Annotated in this window: 19 protein-coding genes; 5 read left to right on the plus strand and 14 right to left on the minus strand. The window is 67.0% G+C overall.

Features of this window, described 5'->3' with window-relative positions:
• Positions 1–4 precede the first annotated feature (4 nt).
• Positions 5–991, plus strand: coding sequence for a trypsin-like serine peptidase (locus tag ACS5PJ_RS06800; protein ID WP_439434166.1), 987 nt, complete (start codon positions 5–7; stop codon positions 989–991).
• Positions 992–1,256: 265 nt separating this feature from the next.
• Here ACS5PJ_RS06800 and ACS5PJ_RS06805 read toward each other — a convergent pair whose 3' ends face one another.
• The 8 genes from ACS5PJ_RS06805 to ACS5PJ_RS06840 form a co-directional block, all read right to left on the minus strand.
• Complete coding sequence (locus ACS5PJ_RS06805; protein ID WP_439434167.1) at positions 1,257–2,777, minus strand: aldehyde dehydrogenase family protein; 1,521 nt, start codon at positions 2,775–2,777, stop codon at positions 1,257–1,259.
• A complete protein-coding gene (locus tag ACS5PJ_RS06810; RefSeq protein ID WP_439434168.1) occupies positions 2,774–3,535 on the minus strand; it encodes an HD domain-containing protein in 762 nt (253 codons plus the stop codon). The genes ACS5PJ_RS06805 and ACS5PJ_RS06810 overlap by 4 nt, the downstream gene beginning before the upstream one ends.
• A 39-nt stretch (positions 3,536–3,574) precedes the next feature.
• On the minus strand, positions 3,575–4,906 hold the full coding sequence (locus ACS5PJ_RS06815) for an NAD(P)/FAD-dependent oxidoreductase (RefSeq protein ID WP_439434169.1): 1,332 nt from the start codon (positions 4,904–4,906) through the stop codon (positions 3,575–3,577).
• Positions 4,907–4,908: 2 nt separating this feature from the next.
• Positions 4,909–5,229: a 2Fe-2S iron-sulfur cluster-binding protein gene (locus ACS5PJ_RS06820; RefSeq protein WP_439434170.1), complete on the minus strand. Its 321-nt coding sequence runs from the start codon at positions 5,227–5,229 to the stop codon at positions 4,909–4,911.
• A 48-nt stretch (positions 5,230–5,277) separates the two neighbouring features.
• Entirely contained in the window at positions 5,278–6,075 is a 798-nt protein-coding gene (locus ACS5PJ_RS06825; protein WP_439434171.1) for an SDR family NAD(P)-dependent oxidoreductase, read from the minus strand.
• Positions 6,068–7,936 (minus strand): PEP-utilizing enzyme, encoded by a 1,869-nt coding sequence (locus tag ACS5PJ_RS06830; RefSeq protein ID WP_439434172.1) that lies wholly within the window; start codon positions 7,934–7,936, stop codon positions 6,068–6,070. Before ACS5PJ_RS06830 ends, ACS5PJ_RS06825 begins: the two co-directional genes overlap by 8 nt.
• 69 nt (positions 7,937–8,005) lie before the next feature.
• Positions 8,006–9,085 carry a PEP/pyruvate-binding domain-containing protein gene (locus tag ACS5PJ_RS06835; RefSeq protein ID WP_439434173.1) on the minus strand — a complete coding sequence of 360 codons (1,080 nt, stop codon included), beginning with the start codon at positions 9,083–9,085 and terminating at the stop codon, positions 8,006–8,008.
• Positions 9,086–9,090: 5 nt separating this feature from the next.
• Positions 9,091–10,368 (minus strand): cytochrome P450, encoded by a 1,278-nt coding sequence (locus tag ACS5PJ_RS06840; RefSeq protein ID WP_439434174.1) that lies wholly within the window; start codon positions 10,366–10,368, stop codon positions 9,091–9,093.
• Positions 10,369–10,545: 177 nt separating this feature from the next.
• On the opposite strand from ACS5PJ_RS06840, the gene ACS5PJ_RS06845 reads away from it, so the two are divergent.
• Together ACS5PJ_RS06845 and ACS5PJ_RS06850 are read left to right on the plus strand one after the other, a co-directional pair.
• Complete coding sequence (locus ACS5PJ_RS06845; protein WP_439434175.1) at positions 10,546–10,764, plus strand: three-helix bundle dimerization domain-containing protein; 219 nt, start codon at positions 10,546–10,548, stop codon at positions 10,762–10,764.
• 118 nt (positions 10,765–10,882) lie between these two features.
• Positions 10,883–12,397, plus strand: coding sequence for a CYTH and CHAD domain-containing protein (locus tag ACS5PJ_RS06850; protein WP_439434176.1), 1,515 nt, complete (start codon positions 10,883–10,885; stop codon positions 12,395–12,397).
• A 90-nt stretch (positions 12,398–12,487) separates the two neighbouring features.
• On the opposite strand, the gene ACS5PJ_RS06855 is transcribed toward ACS5PJ_RS06850, so the two are convergent.
• The 6 genes from ACS5PJ_RS06855 to ACS5PJ_RS06880 form a co-directional block, all read right to left on the minus strand.
• Positions 12,488–13,282: an IclR family transcriptional regulator gene (locus ACS5PJ_RS06855; protein ID WP_439434177.1), complete on the minus strand. Its 795-nt coding sequence runs from the start codon at positions 13,280–13,282 to the stop codon at positions 12,488–12,490.
• A 60-nt stretch (positions 13,283–13,342) separates the two neighbouring features.
• Positions 13,343–14,062 carry an HD domain-containing protein gene (locus ACS5PJ_RS06860; protein WP_439434178.1) on the minus strand — a complete coding sequence of 240 codons (720 nt, stop codon included), beginning with the start codon at positions 14,060–14,062 and terminating at the stop codon, positions 13,343–13,345.
• Positions 14,063–14,209: 147 nt separating this feature from the next.
• Complete coding sequence (locus ACS5PJ_RS06865; protein WP_439434179.1) at positions 14,210–15,970, minus strand: acetyl/propionyl/methylcrotonyl-CoA carboxylase subunit alpha; 1,761 nt, start codon at positions 15,968–15,970, stop codon at positions 14,210–14,212.
• On the minus strand, positions 15,970–17,682 hold the full coding sequence (locus ACS5PJ_RS06870; protein WP_439434180.1) for a 5-oxoprolinase subunit B/C family protein: 1,713 nt from the start codon (positions 17,680–17,682) through the stop codon (positions 15,970–15,972). Before ACS5PJ_RS06870 ends, ACS5PJ_RS06865 begins: the two co-directional genes overlap by 1 nt.
• Before the next feature lie 5 nt (positions 17,683–17,687).
• Positions 17,688–19,040, minus strand: a complete 1,353-nt coding sequence (locus ACS5PJ_RS06875) for an MFS transporter (RefSeq protein ID WP_439434181.1) — start codon at positions 19,038–19,040, stop codon at positions 17,688–17,690.
• Between the two features lie 72 nt (positions 19,041–19,112).
• Positions 19,113–19,871, minus strand: coding sequence for a LamB/YcsF family protein (locus ACS5PJ_RS06880; RefSeq protein ID WP_439434182.1), 759 nt, complete (start codon positions 19,869–19,871; stop codon positions 19,113–19,115).
• Positions 19,872–19,977: 106 nt separating this feature from the next.
• Here ACS5PJ_RS06880 and ACS5PJ_RS06885 point away from each other — a divergent pair, with 106 nt between their 5' ends.
• A complete protein-coding gene (locus tag ACS5PJ_RS06885) occupies positions 19,978–20,670 on the plus strand; it encodes a GntR family transcriptional regulator (protein WP_439434183.1) in 693 nt (230 codons plus the stop codon).
• Positions 20,671–20,687: 17 nt separating this feature from the next.
• On the plus strand, positions 20,688–21,023 hold the full coding sequence (locus tag ACS5PJ_RS06890; protein WP_439434184.1) for a hypothetical protein: 336 nt from the start codon (positions 20,688–20,690) through the stop codon (positions 21,021–21,023).
• Positions 21,024–21,267: the final 244 nt, after the last annotated feature.

Consider the following 21,267-nt stretch of genomic DNA (forward strand, 5'->3'; position numbering starts at 1 on the left):
AACTATGACAATTACCAGGACTCTGGCCACAAGCCTCATGAGCCTCTCAACAGCCGCGTTGCTCGCCCTTTGCTCGGCAGGAGGAGCCACGGCTGCGCCTCCGGCGCCGGAGAACGATGAATCCCGCGGCGTTAGCAGCTCAAAAGTCGCCGACTCCGCGGAAGCGGGATACTGGACGCCGGAGCGAATGCGCGCGGCGATCCCCGGGGATGTCCTGGCGAAGAAGGCACTGGACCGGCAAAAAGCCAACAAGGCAGATGTCGAAGAACGCCAGGCCCCTGCAGCAGAGAGCAAGGTCCAGGGTTCGGCCCCGAAAGTCGAGCAGAAAGCCAACGCCAGCGAAAGTCCCGTGCCGCACATCGGCAAGGTCTTCTTCACCCTGGGCGGAACAAACTACGTCTGCTCGGGAAACTCGGTCGCCTCCACCAACAAAAACACCGTCTCCACCGCCGGTCACTGCCTTAATGAAGGCCCCGGCGCCTTCGCAACACGGTTCACGTTTGTTCCCGCCTACCTCAACGGCACGGCACCCTACGGCCAGTGGACGGCCAAAGCCCTCTACGCCCCCACACAGTGGAGCTCTTCGGGCAACATGCAGTATGACACCGGGTTCGCCGTGGTTTCCCAGCTGAACGGCCGCAACCTCGCCGACGTCGTCGGGGCCTCCGGCGTACAGTTCAACGCGGCCCGCGGCCTCGCCTACAAGGCATTCGGCTATCCCGCAGCGCCGCCGTTCAACGGGGAATCCCTGAAGAGCTGCACCGGCACAGCCACCAACGATCCCTACAACCCCCAGTTCAACTCCCAGGGCATCCCCTGCAACATGACCGGCGGCTCTTCAGGCGGCCCTTGGTTCATCGGCACCAGCTCCAGCGGGTACCAGAACTCGATCAACAGCTACGGCTACGGCAGCAAATCCACCAAAATGTACGGTCCGTACTGGGGTTCCGTGATCCAGCAGGCCTACACCACCGCATCCTCTGCACCGTAGGAAGCGGAACGCGAGCGCTTTACGGCTCGCCCAGCAGTTGAATGAACGACGGCGGCCGGCCATGGGGGGCCGCCGTCGTTCATTTTGCGTCCGGGTCGTCCGGGCCCGGGTCGCGGCGCCCACCCCAACGGACTGAGACCCGCACCGGCCTGAGCGCCGCCCCACCAAAGCAACGCGGGGTCACTCCGCGCCCGATGTGGGCCCCGGATTGGGCGAGAAGTGACCCCGCGTTGCTGTTTCTGGAACGTGCAGTGGGGTCTGCTGGCTAGGCCTTGCGGTGGATGGACTTGTAGCTGAGGTAGGCGTTCAGGCCTTCAATCCCGTATTCCGTGCCGAGGCCGGAGTCGTGCCGGCCGCCGAACGGTGCGGCGTGGTTGGAGGCGAAGAAGTTCAGGCCCACAGAGCCGGTGTCCATCCGGTCCGCCACAGCCAGAGCCGCGTCAGGATCGGAGCCGAACACCAGGCCGCCCAGCCCGAACTCCGTGTTGTTGGCGAGGGCCACAGCCTCATCGACAGTGTCGTATTTGAGGATGGTGATCACCGGCCCGAAGATCTCCTCGCGTGAGATCCGCATGTCCGGCGTGACGTCGGCGAACACCGTGGGCTCCACGAAATAGCCCTGCTCCAGTCCGCCGCCCAGTGAGGCAGCACGGCCGCCGGTGGTTGCCCGGGCCCCCTCGGCCAGCCCCGATTCCACATACTCCAGCACGGTCCGGTACTGGGACTCCGTGGCGCAGGGGCCAAAGACGGTATCGGGCTCCAGGGGATCACCCTGCTTCCCGGCGGCGATGGTGGCCGTGACCATGTCCACCACCTCGTCGTAGCGGCTCGCCGGGGCGAGGATCCGCGTGGAGATGTAGCAGGTCTGGCCGGTGTTGCGCATGGAGGACCGGATCAGCACCTCGGACATGGCGTCCAGATCCGCGTCGGGCAGCACGATCGCACTGGACTTCCCTCCCAGTTCCAGGGTGACCGGGCGCAGCAGCTCACCGCAGGCCGCGGCAATCTTCCGGCCCACCGGCGTCGAACCCGTGAACGCCACCTTGGCGACGCCGGGGTGCTTCACCAGCACATCCCCCAGCCTGCCGGAGCCGGTGACCAGGTTGACCACGCCTGCGGGTACACCGGCCGCAGCGACGGCGTCGATGATCACCCGGATGGACAGCGGCGTGGGCGACGCCGGTTTGATCACCACGGTGCAGCCGGCCAGCAATGCCGGAGCCAGCTTGATGACAACGAGGTTGATGGGGAAGTTCCACGGTGCGATCAGAGCGCAGACACCCAGCGGGTCGCGCCGGACCACGGATTCCCCGCCGCCGCGCGGGAAGGGGCGGACGTCTTCACGTTCCAGATACTCGGCGAGCGTCGCGAAGTAGCGGAAAATACCGGCCGCGTTGGCGGCCGCGCCGCCGGATTCGGACACCGGCGAGCCGTTTTCCCGCGAGTTGGTCAGCGACAGCTCCTCCGCCCGCCTTTCCACTTCCTCGGCAATCCGGATCAGGTAGGCGGCACGCCCAGACGGGGTCAGCCGTGGCCACTCCCCCTGGAACGCCCGCTGGGCGGAGCCGACGGCGGCGTCCACGTCTTCCGGAGTCCCGTCCGGAACAGAGCCCCAGACTTCGCCCGTAGCGGGGTCGGTGACAGGGTTCCGGCCAGTGCCCCGCGAGGGCAGCCAGGCTCCGTCGACAAAGATCGTGTCCACGTGGGTGTGCGGCAGCGAGAGTGCGGTCCGGGCAGTCAGGGCCGGGGCGTCATGGGTGGGGACGTCATGCGTGGCGGAGGTCATCGGATCACCGCCGTCTTCAGCAGGGCGTTGGAACGGCCAAGGTCGGCGGTAGCCATGTCGACGGCCGCCTGGGTGATGAGTTCGGGCACGATTTCGGTGGCGAGCCTGTCGGTGTAGGTGGCCGGGTCCATGGCGAACCACGAGGACGCCAGGGCGATCCCTGCACGGTCGAACCGCCATAGCCTGTCGGCGTCGCGCATCAGGGCGTCCTCCAGGGAACGGGCCACCAGGCGGGTGTCATGGCCGTCGATGATTTCGCAGACGCGCTCCACGAATTCCGTTCCATAGCCCAGGCCGGGCAGCACCCGCCGCGCCACCTCACAGCCCTGCTGCTCGTGCTCATAGCGGATGGCCGCCTTGCGCCAGTCCCCGGAGAAGCCTTCGGAGATGATCCGGGATTCGTCCACGTGGGCCCAGCCGGTGTCGTGCAGCAGGGTGGAGACCCGCACCAGTTCGGCGTCGGCGTCGGGGTAGGCGCGGCAGAGCCGTTCGGCGAAGGCGAGGGAGATGGGCAGGTGGATATCGTTGCCGCGCGTGCGGGTTTCGTGGACAACGGCGCTCCACAGCGCGTCGAGCTCCTCAAGGGCCGCGGGGGTGTTGCAGATGGCGGAGGTGTCCACCGGTCCTGCAGCCGGAACAGGCCGGATGCTGTACTCGGCGGCGAAGGCCTCGGCCAGCGCGTCAGCGCTCGGCGCGTCAGCGGCCGGATCGGCAGCGCCGGTCTGCGCCTCGGCGACCGGAGTCTTGGGGGTGCTCATAATGCTCCTTCGGGTGGGCCAACCTGCATCTGAGTGCAGTCAGCTGTCCGTGGTGATGGTCTTGAGTTGGGTGGCAGGATCCGCTGCGGCGTCTGCCGGGATGTTCTGTCCCTTGGCCAGCGCGTTTTTGACGGCCATGAAGTCCAGCGGCGCATTGACGCAGTCCGCGGCGATGATCCGGCCCTGGCGGTAGTAAAGGACGCTGAACTTCCCGCGTTCCTCATCGCGCCGGAGCACTGTCTGGTCGAAGGCGTTGCAGAGGCCCGCGATCTGCAGCTTGAGGTCGGCCTGGTTGGACCAGAACCACGGGATGCCGGCGTATTCCTCGCGGCGCCCAGTCAGTGAATAGGCGGCCACCTTGGCGTGTTCGATGGCATTGTTGACACTTTCCAGCCGGATCCGCTCCCCCGGTTCGGAGCCGGGGACAGGGTTGGGCATGTTGGCAACGTCCCCCACCGCAACGGTGGTGCCGTCCGAGGCCAGGGCGAAGCGGTCCACCACCACGCCGTTGTCCACGGCGAGCCCCAGCTGTTCGGCGAGCTGGGTGTTGGGGATAACGCCGATGCCGATCAGCACGATCTGCGCGGGCAGCACCGTGCCATCCTGAAGCTCGACGGCGGCGACGGAAGTCTGTTTTTCACCTGCGGCGGCATCCGCGGTAAAACGAGCCGCACTCGTGTTCAGACGAATATCCAAACCGCGGGAGCGGTGCGCCTGCAGGAAGTACTCTGCGGTCTCCTCCCCCACTGCCCGGCCAACCAGTCGCGGACCGAACTCGAGCACGGTGACGTTCTTGCCCATTTTCTGCAGGCTGGAGGCGGCTTCGAGGCCGATGAACCCGCCGCCGATCACCACCACATCCGTGGCATCGCCCACCCGGGCCTTGAGCGCCAGGGCGTCGTCGGCGTTGCGCAGGTACAGCACACCGTCCAAATCCCCGCCCTGGATGTCCAGCTTCCGGGCACGGGCGCCGACCGTGAGGGCCAGCCGCTTGAAGGGGAACTCGCGGCCGGAGGACGCATGCGCCACCCCGGAACCGTCCGCTTCCTTGTCGATCCGGACGATGTATTCGCCCTTGACCAGCTCCACGTTGTGCTCGGCCCAGTACTGGTTGGAGCGGAAGATCAGGGATTCGCTCTGCACCGTGCCCTGCAGGAACTCCTTGGACAGGGCCGGCCGCTGGTACGGGCGGTGGTCCTCGTCGCCGAGCAGCGTGATGTGCTCGTCGAAGCCCAGGGCCCGCAGCGAGACCGCGAGCTGCACCCCGGACTGGCTCGCGCCGATGATGAGGAGGCCGGTGCGGGTGGGGACGGAACCGGTTGTGGCGCTGGTTGTGTCAGTAGCCGGCTGCGCCGCTGTCTGCGTGCCCACGGCTACACCTGGGTTTCCGGGGTGGTGACGAACAGTTCGATCTCATCCGTCAGGCGCAGCTGGCAGGACAGCCGGGAGTTGTCCTGCCGGTCCACTGCGGTGCCGTACAGCATTTCGTCCTCCATGTCCTCCATCGGCGGGAGCTGGGAAACGCAGTCCTCCCGGACGAAGACGTGGCAGGTGGCACAGGACAGCGAGCCGCCGCACTCGGCCACGATCCCGGGGACGCCGTTGCGCACCGCGGTTTCCATGACCGAGTCGCCCACGTTGCCCTGGACGTCGCGTACGGCGCCTTCGGCGTCGGTGAAGTGAACCGTTGGCATTGGTCCTCCTTGTGATTGAAGTTCGTTGGGGTGAAAGGAGCAGGCTGGTCAGATGAACTGCCGGCCGCCGTCCACCACCATGGTCTGGCCGGTGTAGTAGGAGCTGTCCGGTCCGGCGAGGAACAGGGCGGCGCCCACAATGTCCTCGGGCTGGCTGGCCCGCTTGATGGCGCCGCGGTCCACGCCGTAGTTCTCGGCGTTTTCCATCAGCCCGTAGCTGGCCTCGGTGAGGGTGAAGCCGGGGGCGATCGCGTTGACCGTGATCCCCCGGCGGCCCAGTTCCTTGGCCATCACCCGGGTCAGGGCCACCACGCCGCCCTTGGAGGCAACGTAGTGCAGCCACTGCTCGGAGCCGCTGTAGATGGTGGCGCTGGAGAGGTTGATGACGCGGCCTCCCTCGGGCAGGTACGGGCTCGCGGCGCGGGTCACCAGCCAGGGGCCCTTGAGGTTCACGTTCATCACCAGGTCCCACTCGGCCGGATCAATGTCCTCGAACGGGCTGCGGGTCACCCCCGCGTACACCGCGGCGTTGTTAAGGACGACGTCGATGCTCCCGTTGCCGAACTCCGCGCAGCTTTTCGCGAGGTCTTCGGTGGATTCGACGCTGGTGACGTCTGCGGAGAAGGCGGATGCTTCGCCGCCCACTTCGCGGACGAGTTTCGCTGTCTGCTCGGCGCCTTCGAGGTTGATGTCCGCCACGGCCACCCGGTAGCCGCGGCCGGCGAAGCCGAGCGCGAACGCCCGGCCCAGGCCGCCGGCGGCACCGGTGATGAGGACGGTGCGGACAGGCTGCCCGCCCTGGCCTGTTCCGCTATATTCCGCACTGGGCATATTCAGCTCAGACATGGCTGTGGCTGTGGGCGCCCGGTCCGGTGGCAACCAGCTCGTCGTCGGCGTCGAGGATCTGGACGGTGCCCTTCGTCCCGTCCACCCGGAGGCGCTGGCCGGTCTTGATGGTGGTGGACGCGGAACCCGTACCGGTCACGGCGGGCAGTCCGTACTCCCGGCAGACGATGGCGGCGTGGCTCATCATGCCGCCGATGTCCGTGACGGTGGCCTTGATCTTGCCGAAGATCGGTCCCCAGGACGGTGCCGTCACGGTGGCCACCAGGATCTCGCCCTGCTGGACCTCGGAGAGCTGGTCGGCGTCGGTGACCACGCGGGCCAGGCCTTCCACCACACCGGGCGAGGCTGCCATGCCGCGCAGCCCGCCGCCTGCCACCGCTTCGCCGGCACCCAGCCACTGCTGGACCTGCTCGGTGGTGATGCCCCAGAGCATCCGGGTGAACGGTTCGGTGATGGACTCCGGCGGAGTGTTCAGTGCCGGGGCGGGACGGGCGGTCTTCAGCGCGTCCACGATGCCGCGGCGGCGTTCGATCTCCTCCGGCCAGTAGTCCGGGCCGATCGGCTTGGCGCCGACGCCCCAGCCGGTGACCAGGTCAAAGAGTGCGTCGCGGACCTCGTTGCGGCCCAGGTACAGCAGGTCATCCGGTTCGGTCCAGAAGCCCTCGGCGTGCATCATGCGGGAGAGTTCGCGGATCTTGCGCCAGAAGACGCCCATGGTCCAGTGCTCGATGTAGAAGTTGTGGTTCTCCACGTACGGGTAGGCGGTGGCTGCCAGGCCGCGCTTGGCGTCGAAAATGGCCTGGTTGTCGCCTTCGAGCAGGTCGCGGTACTCCTCGATGATGCGGTCGCGTTCCACGATCAGGGCCTCGACGGGGCGCATGATTTCCTGGCCCTCGTCCACGCGGCGGATGTAGTCCGCGATGTAGCCGAGCGGAATTTCCTGGTGCTCGTTCCAGTACTTGTCGTGGCCGTAGAAGCCGTTGCCCACGGTGAAGTTGAACCACGGGTCCTTCGCGCCTTTGTACTGGGCGATCCACCGGTCCCCGCCGGAAGCGGAAGCGATGGCACGCAGGGTGGCATCGACGTCGTCCGTGTTCCCGAAGTGGGACTGCAGCCCGAGCTCGACCGCGAGCTTGGCGAGGCCCTTGAGCTCGTCATCCGGGCGGAAAAGTTCCATGTCCACGCCCTGCACCATGGTGGCGATGGACTGGTCCGGGACGTTGGGGAAGACCTGCTTGCAGAAGTTGAAAAAGTCCAGGTAGGCGATGTAGCCCAGGTTCAGGAACTCGAAGTGGTACTGCCAGTTCTGGTAGGCCAGCTGGATCAGGCGGTCGTAGCTTTCCAGCAGCTTCTCGGAGCCGTCCTTGCCCTTGCCTGAGGTGATGTCCTCGATGGGGACCATGTCCGGGAGCTTGGGGAAGGAGATGGTTTCCATCTCCGAGATGGTGCCCTTGACCTTGACGTGCCACTCCTTGAGCAGCCGCTCCCAGTTCTGGAAGTAGTGGCCCACCCGCTGCTCGAACAGGGGAACACGCGCCGCAATCTGCTCCTCGGGCACCGGGATGGGTGACATGTAGAGGTAGCCCAGGTGGATGCGGAATTCGATGCCGTTGGCGTTGGGGATCATCAGGTGCCGGGCGTTGTATTGGCCCAGGCACTTGACCGCGAATTCGCCGCCGATGGTCTCAAACGGCTTGAAGACGGTGGGCCAGTGCTGGCTGTCGCAGAACCAGAACTTGGCGTCCTCCTGCTCCTTGAGCTTGTCCTGGAAGACCAGATAGTAGGGGTAGATCTTTTCCCAGCCCTCGGCGCCCGCGGGGACCGTGAGCTCGGAGGGTTTGGGGAAGGACTTCAGGGACATGGCGGTCCTTTCATCGGGCTCAGCGGTGAGCCTTGGTGTGTGGAACGGGACTGGCAGGGACTGCGGAAGCTAAACGGACTGCTTGGGTACGATGGCGCTGAAGCCGCTGAAGAAGCCGCCGGAGACAACCGGCAGCGGGGCTGTTTGCGGAGCCGGTTTGGAGGAGTGCACGGTCTCCGGGCGGGACTGGAGCAGGAGCAGGTTTTCGCCGTCCGGCAGGTCGGCGTCAAGCGCCCATTCGATATCCTGCGGGCATTTGTAGTGCTTCTCGGCCCGTTTGGCCATTTGGGCGACGGCGGTGAGTTCGGCATCGGTGAGGCTGCGGCGGCCGCGGCGTTCGTCGTCGACCTCGCGTTCCACCAGGCGCTTGGCGCCGGCGTCCGGGACGAGTTCGGCGTGCTTGTCGCCGAGGTGTTCATTGACGACGGCGAGCGTGACCTTGTCCAGCAGGATGTTGTCCGGCGTGACCTGGCCGGAGACCACCATTTCGCCCACGCCATAGGAGGAGTCGATGGTGATCTTGGAGCGGTCCCCGTTGGTGGGGTCCATGGTGATGGCGACGCCGGAAACCCGGGAGTTGACCATCTTCTGCACCACGACGGCCATGGAGAGGCCCTCGTTGGGGATGTTGTTCTTCAGGCGGTAGATGATGGCCCGGGAAGTGTAGAGCGAGGCCCAGCACTGGCGGATGTGCTCGGTGACCGCTTTGACGCCGTCGAGCCAGAGGTAGGTGTCCTGCTGGCCGGCGAAGGAGGCGTCCGGCAGGTCTTCTGCGGTGGCGCTGGAGCGGACGGCCACCGGGACGGGCGCGTCGAATCGGGCCATCAGCGATTCGTAGGCGGTGATGGTCAGTTCTCGCATGGCCTGCGGGACCGGTCGGGAGCAGATGTCCTCGCGGATGGCGGCGGAGACCTTGTCCACCTGGTTCATGTCCTCCACGTCCAGATCGGCCAGGAGCTGGTGGATGTGCCGGGTGATGCCGGCTTCCTCCATGAACGTATCGAACTGGGCGGTGGTGACCACGAATCCCGGCGGGACGGGCATTCCCGCGGAGGTCATGGTGACCAGGGATGCACCCTTGCCGCCAAGGTTTTCGAGCTTCGGTTCGATGCCGCCGTCGAAGAACTGGATATATTCGTTGCTTTGCATATTTCTCAGGCCTTCCAGCTGACGGGAACGGTCTCGGGGACACGGAAGGAAAGGTTTTCGCGGAAGGCGATGCCTTCCGGGTCCTCGAGCTGCAGCTCCGGAGCGAGCCGGGCAACTTCCTCGAGCGCGATTTTGGCCTGGAGCTTGGCGAGCATGTTGCCCAGGCAGTAGTGGATTCCGAAGCCGAAGGAGAGGTGCTCGCGGGCGTTCGGGCGCGTGATGTCGAAGTCCTCGCCGGCTTCGAATTTGCTTTCGTCGCGGTTTGCGGAACCCATCAGCAGCAGCAGCTGCGAGCCCTCCTCGAGGGGGACCCCGCCCACTTCGGTGTCTTTGAGGGCCTTGCGGCGCCAGCCGACGATCGACCCTGCATAGCGGAGGACCTCGTCGATGGCTGCGGGGATCTTCTTGGGGTCCGCTACCAGCTGCTGCCACTGCTCGGGGCGGGCAAGGAGCTCGCGCAGGGCGTTGGAGATCAGCGTGGTGGTGGTTTCGTGGCCGGCGAAGAGCAGGCTGTAGAGGACGGAGGCGATCTCGTGGTCTGAGATCTCCGCGCCGTCCTGCTGGGCTTTGACGAGGTCTGCGGTGAGGTTGTCGCCGCCCTGCTCGTGGGCTACCCGGACCAGGCGCAGGCATTCCTGCCAGTACTCCACCAGATTGTGGGCGTGCGGGATCTGTTCCTCGTCGCTGAGGTCGCCCCAGGTCATCGCAGCCCGGGAATCGGACCAGCGTTTGAAGGTATCCACCTGGGAGACGTCGGCGCCGATCAGGGTCAGGATGGTGATGGTGGGGACGTCATAGGCGAGGTCCTTGACCAGGTCGCCACGGCACTCTTCCCGTGAGAGCATTTTCTCAAGCAGTTTGACGACGTTTTCCCTGATGAAGGGCTCCAGCGCCTTGTAGCGGCGGGGCGTGAAGGCCTTCTGGACCACGGCGCGGATGCGGGTGTGCTCCGGCGGGCGGCGGGCTGAGAGGCCGGAGTAGGCGGTGAAGCCGCCGTCTTCCATGATCTTCTTCGCGGCGGCCCCGCGTTCGCGGACGGGCGCCTGGGCGTTTTCGCTCGAGAAGGTCTCCCAGTCCTCGAACACGGCCTTGATGTCGTCGTAGCGGGAGACAACGTACAGGCCCACGCGCTCATCAAACATGACGGGCTGCTCGGCCCGGAGTTCGGCGTAGGCGGTGAAGGGGTCCTTCATCTGGAAGGGCTCGTAGCCGTGGTGCCCGGCGGGGGCTTCGGCGCCGTACCCGAAGGGACAGCGGCCGGCCGTATCTGTCGACGATGACATCTGGACTCCTGGTCTCTTGGTTCCGCCCGGCACTCCCTGAGGGTGGCGGGCTTTCTAAGCACCAGTGTGGTCCACATCACCGGCGGGTGGATAGGCCGGCCTTCCACTGAGCGGAAGGGAATCTGCGTGCGGTTGAGCCTTCTTGACGGCGTCGGCGGCCGGACTCACACTGGGCTGATGGATGACGAAACTGAAGAACACCTCGTCAATCGCGTCGTGGAGCGGCTTGCGGTCCGTTACCCAGAGGCGCCCCGGACACTGATCACCGAGATTGTCGGCCAGGAATACCACGGCCTGGACAGCGGACGCATTCGCACCTACGTACCAACCCTGGTGGAGAACGGTGCCCGCACCCGTCTGCACCGGGCACTCAAGGACCCTTCCCCCGACCAGTAATCCCCGGCGGGCCACCAGCTCGAGCAGGACAGGTCCACCAAGCGCGGGTGAATTCCGCGGGCACCTCGGCCTAACAGCTTCTTCTGTCCTGCCGGTTGCCCCGGACGTAGACTTTGCTATGGCCGCGACGGATGCACTTGAGATTGAACGCAAGTTTGACGTCAAGGATTCGGCCCTCCTCCCGCCTCTGCAGGGCCTGCCCGGGGTTCACCGGCTCGATAACCCCGTAGAGCATCGGCTGGAGGCCGAGTACTTCGACACCAAGGACCTTCGCCTGACGTCAGGGCAGATCACACTCCGCCGACGAACAGGCGGTAACGACGCCGGATGGCATCTGAAACTGCCCTCGGCCAAGGACGAGCGGACAGAATTCCGCGAACCGCTCGGAGAGGCTTCGGACGGCGTCCCCGAATCCCTGCTGAGGCTTGTTCAGGTGCACACCAGGGAGCACGCTGTTGGTCCGGTTGCAAAGCTGGAGACCAGACGCATCGAGCGCCGTCTCCTGGATGCTCAAGGTGCCGTTCTTGCCAACGTCAGCGATGACCAGGTGAAGGCCGAGACGCTGGCGCCCAAACGGGCCGTGCGTCACTGGCGTGAGTGGGAGATCGAACTCGTCGAGGGCTCCCGGGAACTGCTCGATGCCGGCCAGAACTGGCTGGCAGCCGCCGGCGTCCAGCCCTCCGCCCATCACTCCAAACTGGCGCGCGCCCTCGGCCTGGATCCGAATGAGTCCCGGGATATCACCCTGGAGCCAAAACCCAAGGGCCCCGCGGGGGATGTCATGCTCGCCTACCTCGGAGAACAGGTCCGCGAGCTCAAGGCACAGGACCCCTTGGTCAGGCTGGACACCCCCGACGCGGTCCATAAAATGCGCGTCGCCACCCGCAGGATGCGCTCGGTGCTGGCGACCTACCGGAAACTGATGGGCGACCCGGACTCCGTGAACGCTCTCCGGGATGAACTGAAATGGCTCGCCGGCGTGCTCGGTGAGGCCCGCGACGCCGAAGTCATGCACGCCCGCCTCAAGGACATAATCGGCGAGGAACCGGGACGGCTCGTCATGGGACCCGTTATCCGCCGCATCGGTATTGAGCTCGGAGCCAACTACCAGAAGGCCCACACCAAGGTCTTGAAGTCGCTGGACAGGCCACGCTATTTCCGCCTCCTCGACGCGCTCGAGTCGCTGCTGGCCTCCCCGGAGCTGGCCCCGCTCGCGTCCAAACCCGCACGGAAAGTGGTCCCCCGGCTGGTCAACCGCGATATCAAGCGCCTGCGCACTGCTGTCCGGGAGGCCAAGAGGCATCCGGCCGGCACCGGCGACGATCCTGCCCTGCACGAAGCGCGGAAAGACGGCAAAAGGCTGCGGTATGCCGCCGAGACCGCCATGCCCATCAGCCCTAAGAAGGCCGGCCGCCTGGCCGAAGCCGCCCATGGCGTGCAGAAAATCCTGGGCGATCACCACGACAGCGTCGTCACCCGCGACCTGCTTCGCCGGCTCGCGGCCAGGGCGTTCAAGCAGGGCGAAAACGGATTCAGCTACGGCCGCCTGCACGCGCTGGAACAAGTCATCGCCGTGGAATCGGAAGCCCGCTTCCACCGCCAATGGAAAAAGTTCCCGTCCGTTTCACTCTAGTAACGGTTCCCGTCATCCCTGATTGCGGATGACGACCGAACGCAGATAAACCAGCAACCACACTTCCGACCGGAGAAACGGGAGCCGCGGTCATTCCTTCCCTGTACGGTGCACCCCGATCAGCGTCTCCAACGGGATCCGCGCGGTGGCCCGCTCGATCTGCGCGGATATGCCCTTCAGGACAGGGAGGTGCCGGGTCATCGTGGCAGCCTGGGAGGTCGGCAGCACCAGGCCGATGGACGCCCCGATCCTGCCCGTGTGGAACACCGGGACGGCGATGGAACACGAGCCCAGCCGGACCTCCTCCAACGTGGTGGCGTAGCCCTGCTCGCGGATCTGGACCAGCTCCTCGGCAAAACGGCGCGGGTCGATGTGGGTGTGGGCGGTGGGCCGTTCGAGGTCGCGGTTGAGGTAGGCGTCGCGGACCCAGTCGTCCTCAAACGCGAGGATCACCTTTCCGACGGCGGTGGCGTGCATCGGCAGGCGGCCTCCAACACGGGAAGCCCGGGGCACCCGCTTGGAACCGTAGACCCGGTCGATGTAGAGGACTTCATGCCCCGCCCGGATGGCCAGGTGCGCGGTCTCGCCGGTCAGCGAGAACAGGTCCTGGATGTATGGACGGGCCGCATCGCGGAGTTGGCGTCCGGTGTTCTGGGCCAGTTCCCAGAGCCGGATGCCCAGCTGGTAGCGGCCGTTCGGCTCGCGTGAGAGGAAGCCCCAGTCGGTCAGTTCGTTCACCAGCCGATGCGTTGTGCTGAGCGGCAAACCAGACGTGGACGCGATATCGCTGAGGCTCAGGGCGCCTCGTGACTTCTCGAAGGCCTCCAGGATGGCCAGCACCTTGGACGTCACGGTGCGTCCGGGTTCGCGGCTGCCGCCGGCCATGGTGCCCTCCTCGTTCCGGACGCTCTGCTTCGGAGCGCCCCGCGGCGCCCGAATCCGAGTCTAGACGGCAGCCCCGCCGTCGCCCCGGCTTCCAGTGAGGAGGTGCTGCCGCTGCGGCCACAGGGTCACCGATTCCAGCGCGGACAGCGCCCGCGCCATGGCCTGCGCCTCGGCGGTGAAAAGGTGGCCATGGACGCGCTGGCTGCACAGCCGCAGGGCCTGTCCCCGGTCGAGCCCGAACCAGTCCATCACGGTGTCGATGCCGTGCGGGCTGAGCCGCCAGGTCTTGTCCGCGTCCTTGACGATGGCGTCCTCGATGGACAGCGCCTCGCGCCGGGAATCGTGCCCGTCGATAATCTCCAGAATGGCTGGAATCTTTGCCGGGTCGTAGCCGCACTTCGCCAGGATTCCGGCGGCGACCCGCGCACCTTCCTTCTCGTGCAGCAGCACCAGGTCCGGTCTGCCGCCGCCGGGCGCGATCGCCGCCAGGACGCCGTCGGCCGGCACCTGGGACCAGCCGATATCGTGCAGCATGATCGCGGGAAGCACGACGGCGGCATCGGCTTCCGGGTGCGCGTCCAGCAGTGCGCTGGCGAGCCCAAGGGCGTAAAGCGTGTGGGCATCGTTGTCCCGGACCTTGAGGTGGGGCTTCGCCAGTTCCCAGATCGCGGCGAGACCGGGCTCGAGCCCGATCACGCCAGCCGGGTCCGGCTCGATCGCTGCAGCCAGTTCCGCGGGGTCCAGGCCCGAGTGGTTGGCGGCAGGCTGCAGCTTTGTCATCCACCCAGCGTGCCCGTGAAGCGGTCCCGTGGCAACGGCACACTCCCACTCAGCGGAAGCACGCCGGGGCGTCGGCAGAAGCAACGCGGGGTCACATCACGCCCGATTCTGTCCCCGGATTGAGCGTAATGTGACCCCGCGTTGCAGTTAACTGATCAGGGCGAGCACGGACCCGGCGTTGACAACCCCGCCGGCCTCCGCACGGACGTCAGTAACCGTCCCGGCACGGTGGGCGGCCACCTGGGTTTCCATCTTCATCGCCTCAAGCACGACGACGGGGTCCCCCGCCGCCACTTCGGCGCCCGGTTCCACGAGCCACTTCACCACTGTCCCGGCCATGTCCGCGCGCAGCTCACCGGGATTGGCGGCACCCACCACAGCGCCGCCGTCGAACTCCCCTTCCAGGGAAACGCCGGACGGAACCCCCGCACCGGAGCGCGCCCAGCCATCCAGCAAGGCAGCAGGAAGCCCGACGGCGAGGCGCCGGCCATCGACGTCAACGGTGATGGTGCGCCGCGCACCGTCCGGAACGGCCGTGCCGAACTCCGGATCGGCTGCGATGGAATCGGCGAAGTCCGTCTCGATCCAGCGCGTGTGGATCCCCAATGCGGTTTCGGAGGTGAAGTCCGGAGCGGCCACCACGGCACGGTGGAACGGCAGGACCGTGGCCACACCGGTGATTTCCATTTCGGCGAGCGCACGCCGGGCGCGGCGGAGCGCCTGCTGCCGATCGGCGCCGGTCACGATCAGCTTGGCCAGAAGCGAATCGAACTGCGGCGCCACGATGGACCCCGAGCGGACGCCGGAGTCCAGCCGGATGCCCGGCCCGGTGGGGCCGCTGAACCTGGCGATAATCCCGGGCGATGGCAGGAAGCCCCGGCCCACATCTTCGGCGTTGAGCCGGAACTCGAACGAGTGGCCGCGCGGTGCGGGATCCGAGGTGAGCCGGAGAGGCTCGCCGGCCGCGATCCGGAACTGCTCCTGGACCAGGTCCACCCCGGTGGTTTCCTCCGTGATGGGGTGCTCCACCTGCAGGCGCGTGTTTACCTCGAGGAATGCGACGGTGCCGTCGGCGGCCACCAGGAACTCCACCGTCCCGGCCCCTGAATAGGAGGCCTCGCGGCACACTGCCTTGGCGGCGTCGTAAATCTGCCGGGTCTGCTCTTCGGTGAGGAACGGCGCGGGCGCCTCCTCCACCAGTTTCTGGTGCCGGCGCTGCAGCGAGCAGTCGCGCGTTCCCACCACCACCACGTTGCCGTGCTGGTCCGCCAGGACCTGCGCCTCCACGTGCCGGGGCCGGTCCAGGTACTGCTCCACAAAGCACTCGCCGCGGCCGAAGGCCACCACTGCTTCGCGGACCGCGGAGTCGAAGGATTCCTCGATCTGGTCCATCTCGCGGACCACTTTGAGTCCGCGTCCGCCGCCGCCGAAGGCCGCCTTGATGGCAATGGGGAGGCCGTGCTCTTCGGCGAAGGCTCGCGCCTCGGCGGCTGATGCCACCGGACCGTCGCTGCCGGCCACCAAGGGGGCACCGGCGCGGACGGCGATCTCGCGGGCGGTGATCTTGTTGCCCAGCTGCCGGATGGCCTCCGGCGTGGGGCCGATCCAGGTCAGGCCGGCGTCGAGGACCGCCTGGGCGAAGTCAGCGTTCTCGGACAGGAAGCCGTAGCCCGGGTGCACCGCGTCGGCGCCGGATTCAGCGGCCACGCGCAGGAGGTTGGGGATGTTCAGGTACGTGTCCGACGGCGCGTTGCCGCCCAGGCTGTACGCCTCACTGGCGGCGCCCACATGCATGGCATCGGCGTCCACGTCCGCGTACACCGCGACTGATTCGAGCCCGGCGTCCTCGCAGGCCCGGGCAATGCGGACAGCGATTTCTCCGCGGTTGGCGATCAGAACCTTACGCATCAGTTGCTCACTTTGTCTGGGAATCTTTTGTCTGGGGAAGAAATATCAGGGGAAGCATTGGCGGGCAGCCCGTAGCCGGGAGCCCAGCGGAACCGGATGGACCCGCCGATGGGAATCTGCGCGGCGAGATCCAGCTGGTGGTCAACCACCACGCCGATCACGGGATAGCCGCCGGTGATGGGGTGGTCGGCCAGGAACAGCACGGGCTGGCCCTCGGGCGGAATCTGGAGTGCACCGGCCATGGTGCCCTCGCTGGCCAGTTCCCCGTCCCGGCTCCGGCGCAGCGGCTCGCCGGCCAGGCGCATGCCCACCCGGTTGGAGCGGGGAGTGACCGCCCAGTCCTGGCTGCACAGCGATTCGAGGGCGGCGGCGTCGACCCAGTCATCGCGCGGTCCGGGGACAATGTCCAGGACCGTCACCCCGTTATCAGGGAAGTCGGGCTGCAGCTCGGGATTGCCCACCACATTGGAGGCGGTGGCCACGCCGGCGCCCAGCAGTTGCCCGGCGGCCAGCGGCGCAGGCCCGATTCCGGACATGGTGTCCGTGGAGCGGCTGCCCAGCACGGCCTCGGCTTCCACGCCGCCGCGGATGGCCAGGTAGCTGCGGAAGCCGCGCTCCGGCGCACCGATGGTCAGGATCTCGCCGTCGAGCAGGGCGAACGCGGTGGCCATGGGCACCTCGCGCACCCGCTCCGGCAGGCCGCCGTCGGCGTCCGCTGAGTCCGGAACGTCCGACGGCGTCACCACAGTGAGTGCCGACGGCGCGCCGGCCACTGCCAGCACCTGGTCGCCCACGGCCTGCACGCGCAGCCCGCCGGCAACGGTTTCGACGACGGCGGCCGAGGGCTGGTTGCCCACGATCCGGTTCGCGCGGCGCACTGAGGAACGGTCCAGGGCACCTGCGGAGGAGACGCCCAGGCCTGCGTGGCCGGAGCGGCCCAGGTCCTGGATCAGGCTCTGGAGTCCCGGCGAGAGGATCCGCAGCCCGGACCGGACGTCAGGGCTCTTTGCCAGCGGGATTTCGGAGCCCGGCGCGGCAACCTCCACGAGCTCCCGCACGGCCCGGAACTGTACCCGGTCGCCGGGCGCGGCCAGGGCCGGCTGCTCCCGGCTGAGGTCCCACATGCGGGCGGCGGTGCGGCCGATCAGCTGCCACCCGCCCGGGGATTTCCGGGGATAGACGGCGGAGTAGTTGCCGGCCAGGGCCACGGAACCGGCGGGCACCGCGGTCCGGGGCGAACTCCGGCGCGGGACTTCCAGCGCCTGGTTCTCCCCCACCATGTAGCCGAAGCCGGGGGCGAAGCCGCCGAAAGCCACTGTCCAGATCTGTCCCGTGTGGGCGGCCACCACTCCCTCGGCCCCCAGGCCGGTGAGCCGCCCCACCTCGGCGAGGTCTTCGCCGTCGTACACGGTCTCAATGGTGACCAGCTTGCCCTCGGCGTGGGACTGGACCGCCAGGTCCATCTCCAGCAGCCGTGCGACCATACGCCGCGCAGATGCCGGCGAGTCCGCCTTGACCATCACGGTTTCGGCGGCGGCCAGGACGTCCACCTGGCCCGGCAGCGGCTGCTCCAGCAGGAGGGCCTGCAGGGCCAGCACATCGTGGAGCCCGGAGAGTTGGGCGAGCACCGCCGTCGTACCCACCGGCTTGACGGACAGCACGCGGACGGCGAGCACCCGGGCCGCAGTGGCGGGATTGCTGACTGTTTCCATGGGAATCAGGCGTGGCTCGCCTGGGCGTTGCCGTTGTGGAGCAGGCGGAGGTCCTCTTCCGGCTGCGGGTCCCGGCCCAGGCGCATGCCCACGATGGTGATGACGGCGGTGAGGGCGATGTAGCCGGCGATCAGGTACCAGCCGCCGGATGCCGCGCCGTAGAGGGCGGTGAAGATCAGCGGGGCCACGGCGCCGCCGATGACGCCGGCCAGCGTGTAGGCCAGTGAGCTGCCGGCGTAGCGGAGGCGGGCCGGGAACTGCTCGGTGATGAACGCGGCCTGCGGGCCGTACATAAAGGCATGGAGGGCCAGTCCGATCACCACACCAATGGTCAGCATCACCACTGACTTGCCCTGGATCATCAGGAAGAACAGCGGAATGTAGAGGGCGGTTGCGGCGGCGGCAATGCCGTAGACCCAGCGGCGGTTGAAGCGGTCAGTCAGGGCGCCGGCGAGCGGGATCAGGAAGAGCTGGAACGCGGAGCCGATGAGGATGGCGGCCAGCACGTTGCCCGTGGTCATGCCCAGTTCCTTGGTGGCGTACACGGCCACGAACACGGTGAACAGTGCGTAGAGGACATCGGGGCAGAGGCGGGAAAGGGCTGCCGAAATCAGGGCCCTGGGCTCGGTGGTGAAGACTTCCTTGATGGGGGCTTTGGGACGGTCACCGTGGGCCTGGATGGCCTTGAAGACCGGGGTTTCCTCGAGCTTGAGCCGGATCAGCAGGCCGAAGACCACCAGGATCGCCGAAGCCAGGAACGCCACACGCCAGCCCCAGGAGAGGAACGCCTCGGTGCTGAGGGATGCGGCCAGGACAGCCAGGACGCCGTTGGCCATGAGGTTGCCGGCAGGCGGGCCGATCTGGGCGGCGGAGGACCAGAAACCGCGCTTGTTGGGGTCGCCGAATTCGCTGGAGAGCAGCACCGCGCCGCCCCATTCGCCGCCGACGCCGATGCCCTGGGCCAGGCGCAGCAGCACCAGGATGACGGGGGCCGCGATGCCGATAGCCGAGTAGTCGGGCAGCGCGCCGATGAGGACGGTGGCGGCGCCGATCAGCATGAGGGTGAAGACCAGGACGTACTTGCGGCCCACCTTGTCGCCCAGCCTGCCAAAGATCACGCCGCCGATGGGGCGGGCCAGGTAGCCCACCGCGAAGGCCGAGAAGGACAGGAGGAGCCCGACGAACTCGTCGTTGGAGGGGAAGAAAATCTTGGGGAAGACGAGGGCAGAGGCCACCGAGTAGATGGCGAAATCGTAGTACTCGAGCGAGGTGCCGGTGAGGCTGGCGACGTACGCCTTAAGGGCGCCGGCGGGCGGCTTCCTTGCCGCCGTCTTGGCTGCCTTGTTGGTGCTGGTCATGTTTCCTCCGAAGGGTGAGGGATGGTGCGGGGGGCCTGGATGCGGCCGTGGAATGGGGCGGGGCGCCTCAGGCTAGACGAACGAGCCGATGCTGACGCCGGCCTCGCCGAGTACGGACTTCACTGCAGTGGCCATGGCTACGGCCCCCGGTGAGTCACCATGCACGCAGATGCTTTCTGCGCGGATCTTCAGAACGGAACCATCAATGGCGCGGACGGCGGATTCGGTGGCCATCCGTAGGACATGTTCCGCCACTTGTTGCGGATCCTCAAGGACTGCTCCCGGGAGGGAGCGCGACACCAGGGTGCCGTCCGGGTTGTAGGCGCGGTCCGCGAAGGCTTCGGACACGGCGCGCAGGCCGGCCCGTTCCGCGAGCCGCAGGACTTCCGAGCCGGGCAGGCCCATGATCGGCAGGCTAGGGTCCACGGATTTCACGGCGTCGACGACGGCCTGCGCCTGGGCGGTGTGCTTGACGATGGCGTTGTAAAGGCCGCCGTGCGGCTTCACGTACCGGACCCGGGCTCCCTCAACGGCGGCGAGGGCCTGCAGCGCACCAATCTGGTACACCACGTCGTCGGCCAGTTCACCGGGGCTGATGTCCAGGAAGCGGCGGCCGAAGCCGGCGAGATCGCGGTAGCCCACATGGGCGCCAATGACGACGCCAGCCTCTGCTGCCTCGCGGCAGGTCCGGCGGATCACGCTGGGATCACCGGCATGGAACCCGCAGGCCACGTTAGCGCTGGACACCGAGGCGAACATCGCGTTGTCATCGCCCAGGGTCCAGCGGCCGAAGGATTCGCCGACGTCGCTGTTGAGGTCGATCGCTGTCATTTGTGATCCCCGTCTCATTGAGTGGTCTTACTAGGATGCACTAAATTTAGCGATTGTTCAACAATCCTTCGATTCAACGATGTGACGATCGTGTAAATTCTCGAGTATGGCCACAACAGATCCCACCGTCCGCCCCGCCGCAGGCCGCCTTCGCGTGGCCGTTCCTTCGGTGGCCGAGCGGGTGGCTTCTGAACTTCGACTGCAGTTGGCCGAAGGGGCCCTGCTTCCGGGGGCGCGGCTCACCGAATCCACCATCGCCGAGGACCTGGGCGTCTCGCGCAACACCGTCCGCGAGGCCTTTGCCGAACTGGCGAGTGAGCGGCTGGTGGTCCGCCACCCCAACCGCGGCGTTTTTGTGGCCAGCCTGGGCGCGGGCGATGTCCATGACGTATATACGGTCCGCCGCGCCATTGAAGTCAGCGCGCTGCGGGGCGGCGGCAGCCCCGAGGACGTCGCCGCCGTCCGGGCCGCCGTCGAGGAAGGCAAACGTGCTGCGGCGGCCGGGGATGAGGAGGCGCTGGGCACAGCCAACCAGCATTTCCACGGCGCCATTGTAGGTCTGGCGCGGAGCCGGCGGCTGAACAGCATGATGGCCCAGATGCTGGCCGAGATGCGCTTGTTTTTCCACAAAGCGACCGTGGATGCGCACTTCTACCAACACTATCTGCGGGACAACGAGGAGATTTGCGAGGCACTGGAAGCCGGCGAACTGGACCGCGCGGCAGACCTCATGCTGGCGTACCTGGACCGCTCCGAGGACAAGATGGCGGATGTGCACGGGGACGCCGGACCCGCCTGAGCCGGTAGGCTAGACCGATGAAACGTCGCCTCGCCGCCCTGTCCGCCGTCCCGCTGTTCCTCCTGCTGACCGCCTGCGGGGAAGTACAGCAGGCCGCAGAAAGCGCCGCCGGCCAGGCCGCTTCCAAGGTGGCCACCGCCGCCGCATCCGAGGTCAAAAAGCAGGTCTGCGCCGTGGTTGAAGACGGCCTGGTCAGCGCCTCTGATAAGGCCGCGCTCAGCGGACTGGTCGACACCGCTAAGACTGCTGGCGTGTCTTCGGAAATCACGACGCCGCTGGGCCAGATCGCCGCGTCCGGCGACAAAGTTCCGGCTGACTCAGTCGATGCGCTGAAGGATGCCTGCGCAGCTTAGCCCGGACCATACAGATCACCCGACGGCGAGGCCTGCCGGGGCTGTCTCACTAGTTTCAGACACCAGGTCACTAGAGTCACCCACCCACCCGAGATCCGTGGGTGGGTGACTTGTTTCAGCTCCGTGTTCCGGCGAACAGACCCGACACTCTCGGAAGAATCGCACCACACCGTGGCGGGGTGTCCTGCATTGCCGCGCCTGGCGCCGATTGAGGGCCTTGCGGCAGTGTCGGTCTAGGATGAAC

Origin of the sequence: Pseudarthrobacter cremeus (assembly GCF_051857465.1) — a bacterium.
In the GTDB taxonomy this organism is placed as follows: Bacteria; Actinomycetota; Actinomycetes; order Actinomycetales; family Micrococcaceae; genus Arthrobacter.

Excerpts from the sequence above, each read along its gene's own strand:
- ACS5PJ_RS06800 (WP_439434166.1), top strand. The coding sequence starts at position 5 with ATGACAATTACCAGGACTCTGGCCACAAGCCTCATGAGCCTCTCAACA.
- ACS5PJ_RS06805 (WP_439434167.1), bottom strand. The coding sequence starts at position 2,777 with ATGACCTCCGCCACGCATGACGTCCCCACCCATGACGCCCCGGCCCTG.
- ACS5PJ_RS06810 (WP_439434168.1), bottom strand. The coding sequence starts at position 3,535 with ATGAGCACCCCCAAGACTCCGGTCGCCGAGGCGCAGACCGGCGCTGCC.
- ACS5PJ_RS06820 (WP_439434170.1), bottom strand. The coding sequence starts at position 5,229 with ATGCCAACGGTTCACTTCACCGACGCCGAAGGCGCCGTACGCGACGTC.
- ACS5PJ_RS06825 (WP_439434171.1), bottom strand. The coding sequence starts at position 6,075 with ATGTCTGAGCTGAATATGCCCAGTGCGGAATATAGCGGAACAGGCCAG.
- ACS5PJ_RS06830 (WP_439434172.1), bottom strand. The coding sequence starts at position 7,936 with ATGTCCCTGAAGTCCTTCCCCAAACCCTCCGAGCTCACGGTCCCCGCG.
- ACS5PJ_RS06835 (WP_439434173.1), bottom strand. The coding sequence starts at position 9,085 with ATGCAAAGCAACGAATATATCCAGTTCTTCGACGGCGGCATCGAACCG.
- ACS5PJ_RS06840 (WP_439434174.1), bottom strand. The coding sequence starts at position 10,368 with ATGTCATCGTCGACAGATACGGCCGGCCGCTGTCCCTTCGGGTACGGC.
- ACS5PJ_RS06845 (WP_439434175.1), top strand. The coding sequence starts at position 10,546 with ATGGATGACGAAACTGAAGAACACCTCGTCAATCGCGTCGTGGAGCGG.
- ACS5PJ_RS06850 (WP_439434176.1), top strand. The coding sequence starts at position 10,883 with ATGGCCGCGACGGATGCACTTGAGATTGAACGCAAGTTTGACGTCAAG.
- ACS5PJ_RS06855 (WP_439434177.1), bottom strand. The coding sequence starts at position 13,282 with ATGGCCGGCGGCAGCCGCGAACCCGGACGCACCGTGACGTCCAAGGTG.
- ACS5PJ_RS06860 (WP_439434178.1), bottom strand. The coding sequence starts at position 14,062 with ATGACAAAGCTGCAGCCTGCCGCCAACCACTCGGGCCTGGACCCCGCG.
- ACS5PJ_RS06865 (WP_439434179.1), bottom strand. The coding sequence starts at position 15,970 with ATGCGTAAGGTTCTGATCGCCAACCGCGGAGAAATCGCTGTCCGCATT.
- ACS5PJ_RS06870 (WP_439434180.1), bottom strand. The coding sequence starts at position 17,682 with ATGGAAACAGTCAGCAATCCCGCCACTGCGGCCCGGGTGCTCGCCGTC.
- ACS5PJ_RS06875 (WP_439434181.1), bottom strand. The coding sequence starts at position 19,040 with ATGACCAGCACCAACAAGGCAGCCAAGACGGCGGCAAGGAAGCCGCCC.
- ACS5PJ_RS06880 (WP_439434182.1), bottom strand. The coding sequence starts at position 19,871 with ATGACAGCGATCGACCTCAACAGCGACGTCGGCGAATCCTTCGGCCGC.
- ACS5PJ_RS06885 (WP_439434183.1), top strand. The coding sequence starts at position 19,978 with ATGGCCACAACAGATCCCACCGTCCGCCCCGCCGCAGGCCGCCTTCGC.
- ACS5PJ_RS06890 (WP_439434184.1), top strand. The coding sequence starts at position 20,688 with ATGAAACGTCGCCTCGCCGCCCTGTCCGCCGTCCCGCTGTTCCTCCTG.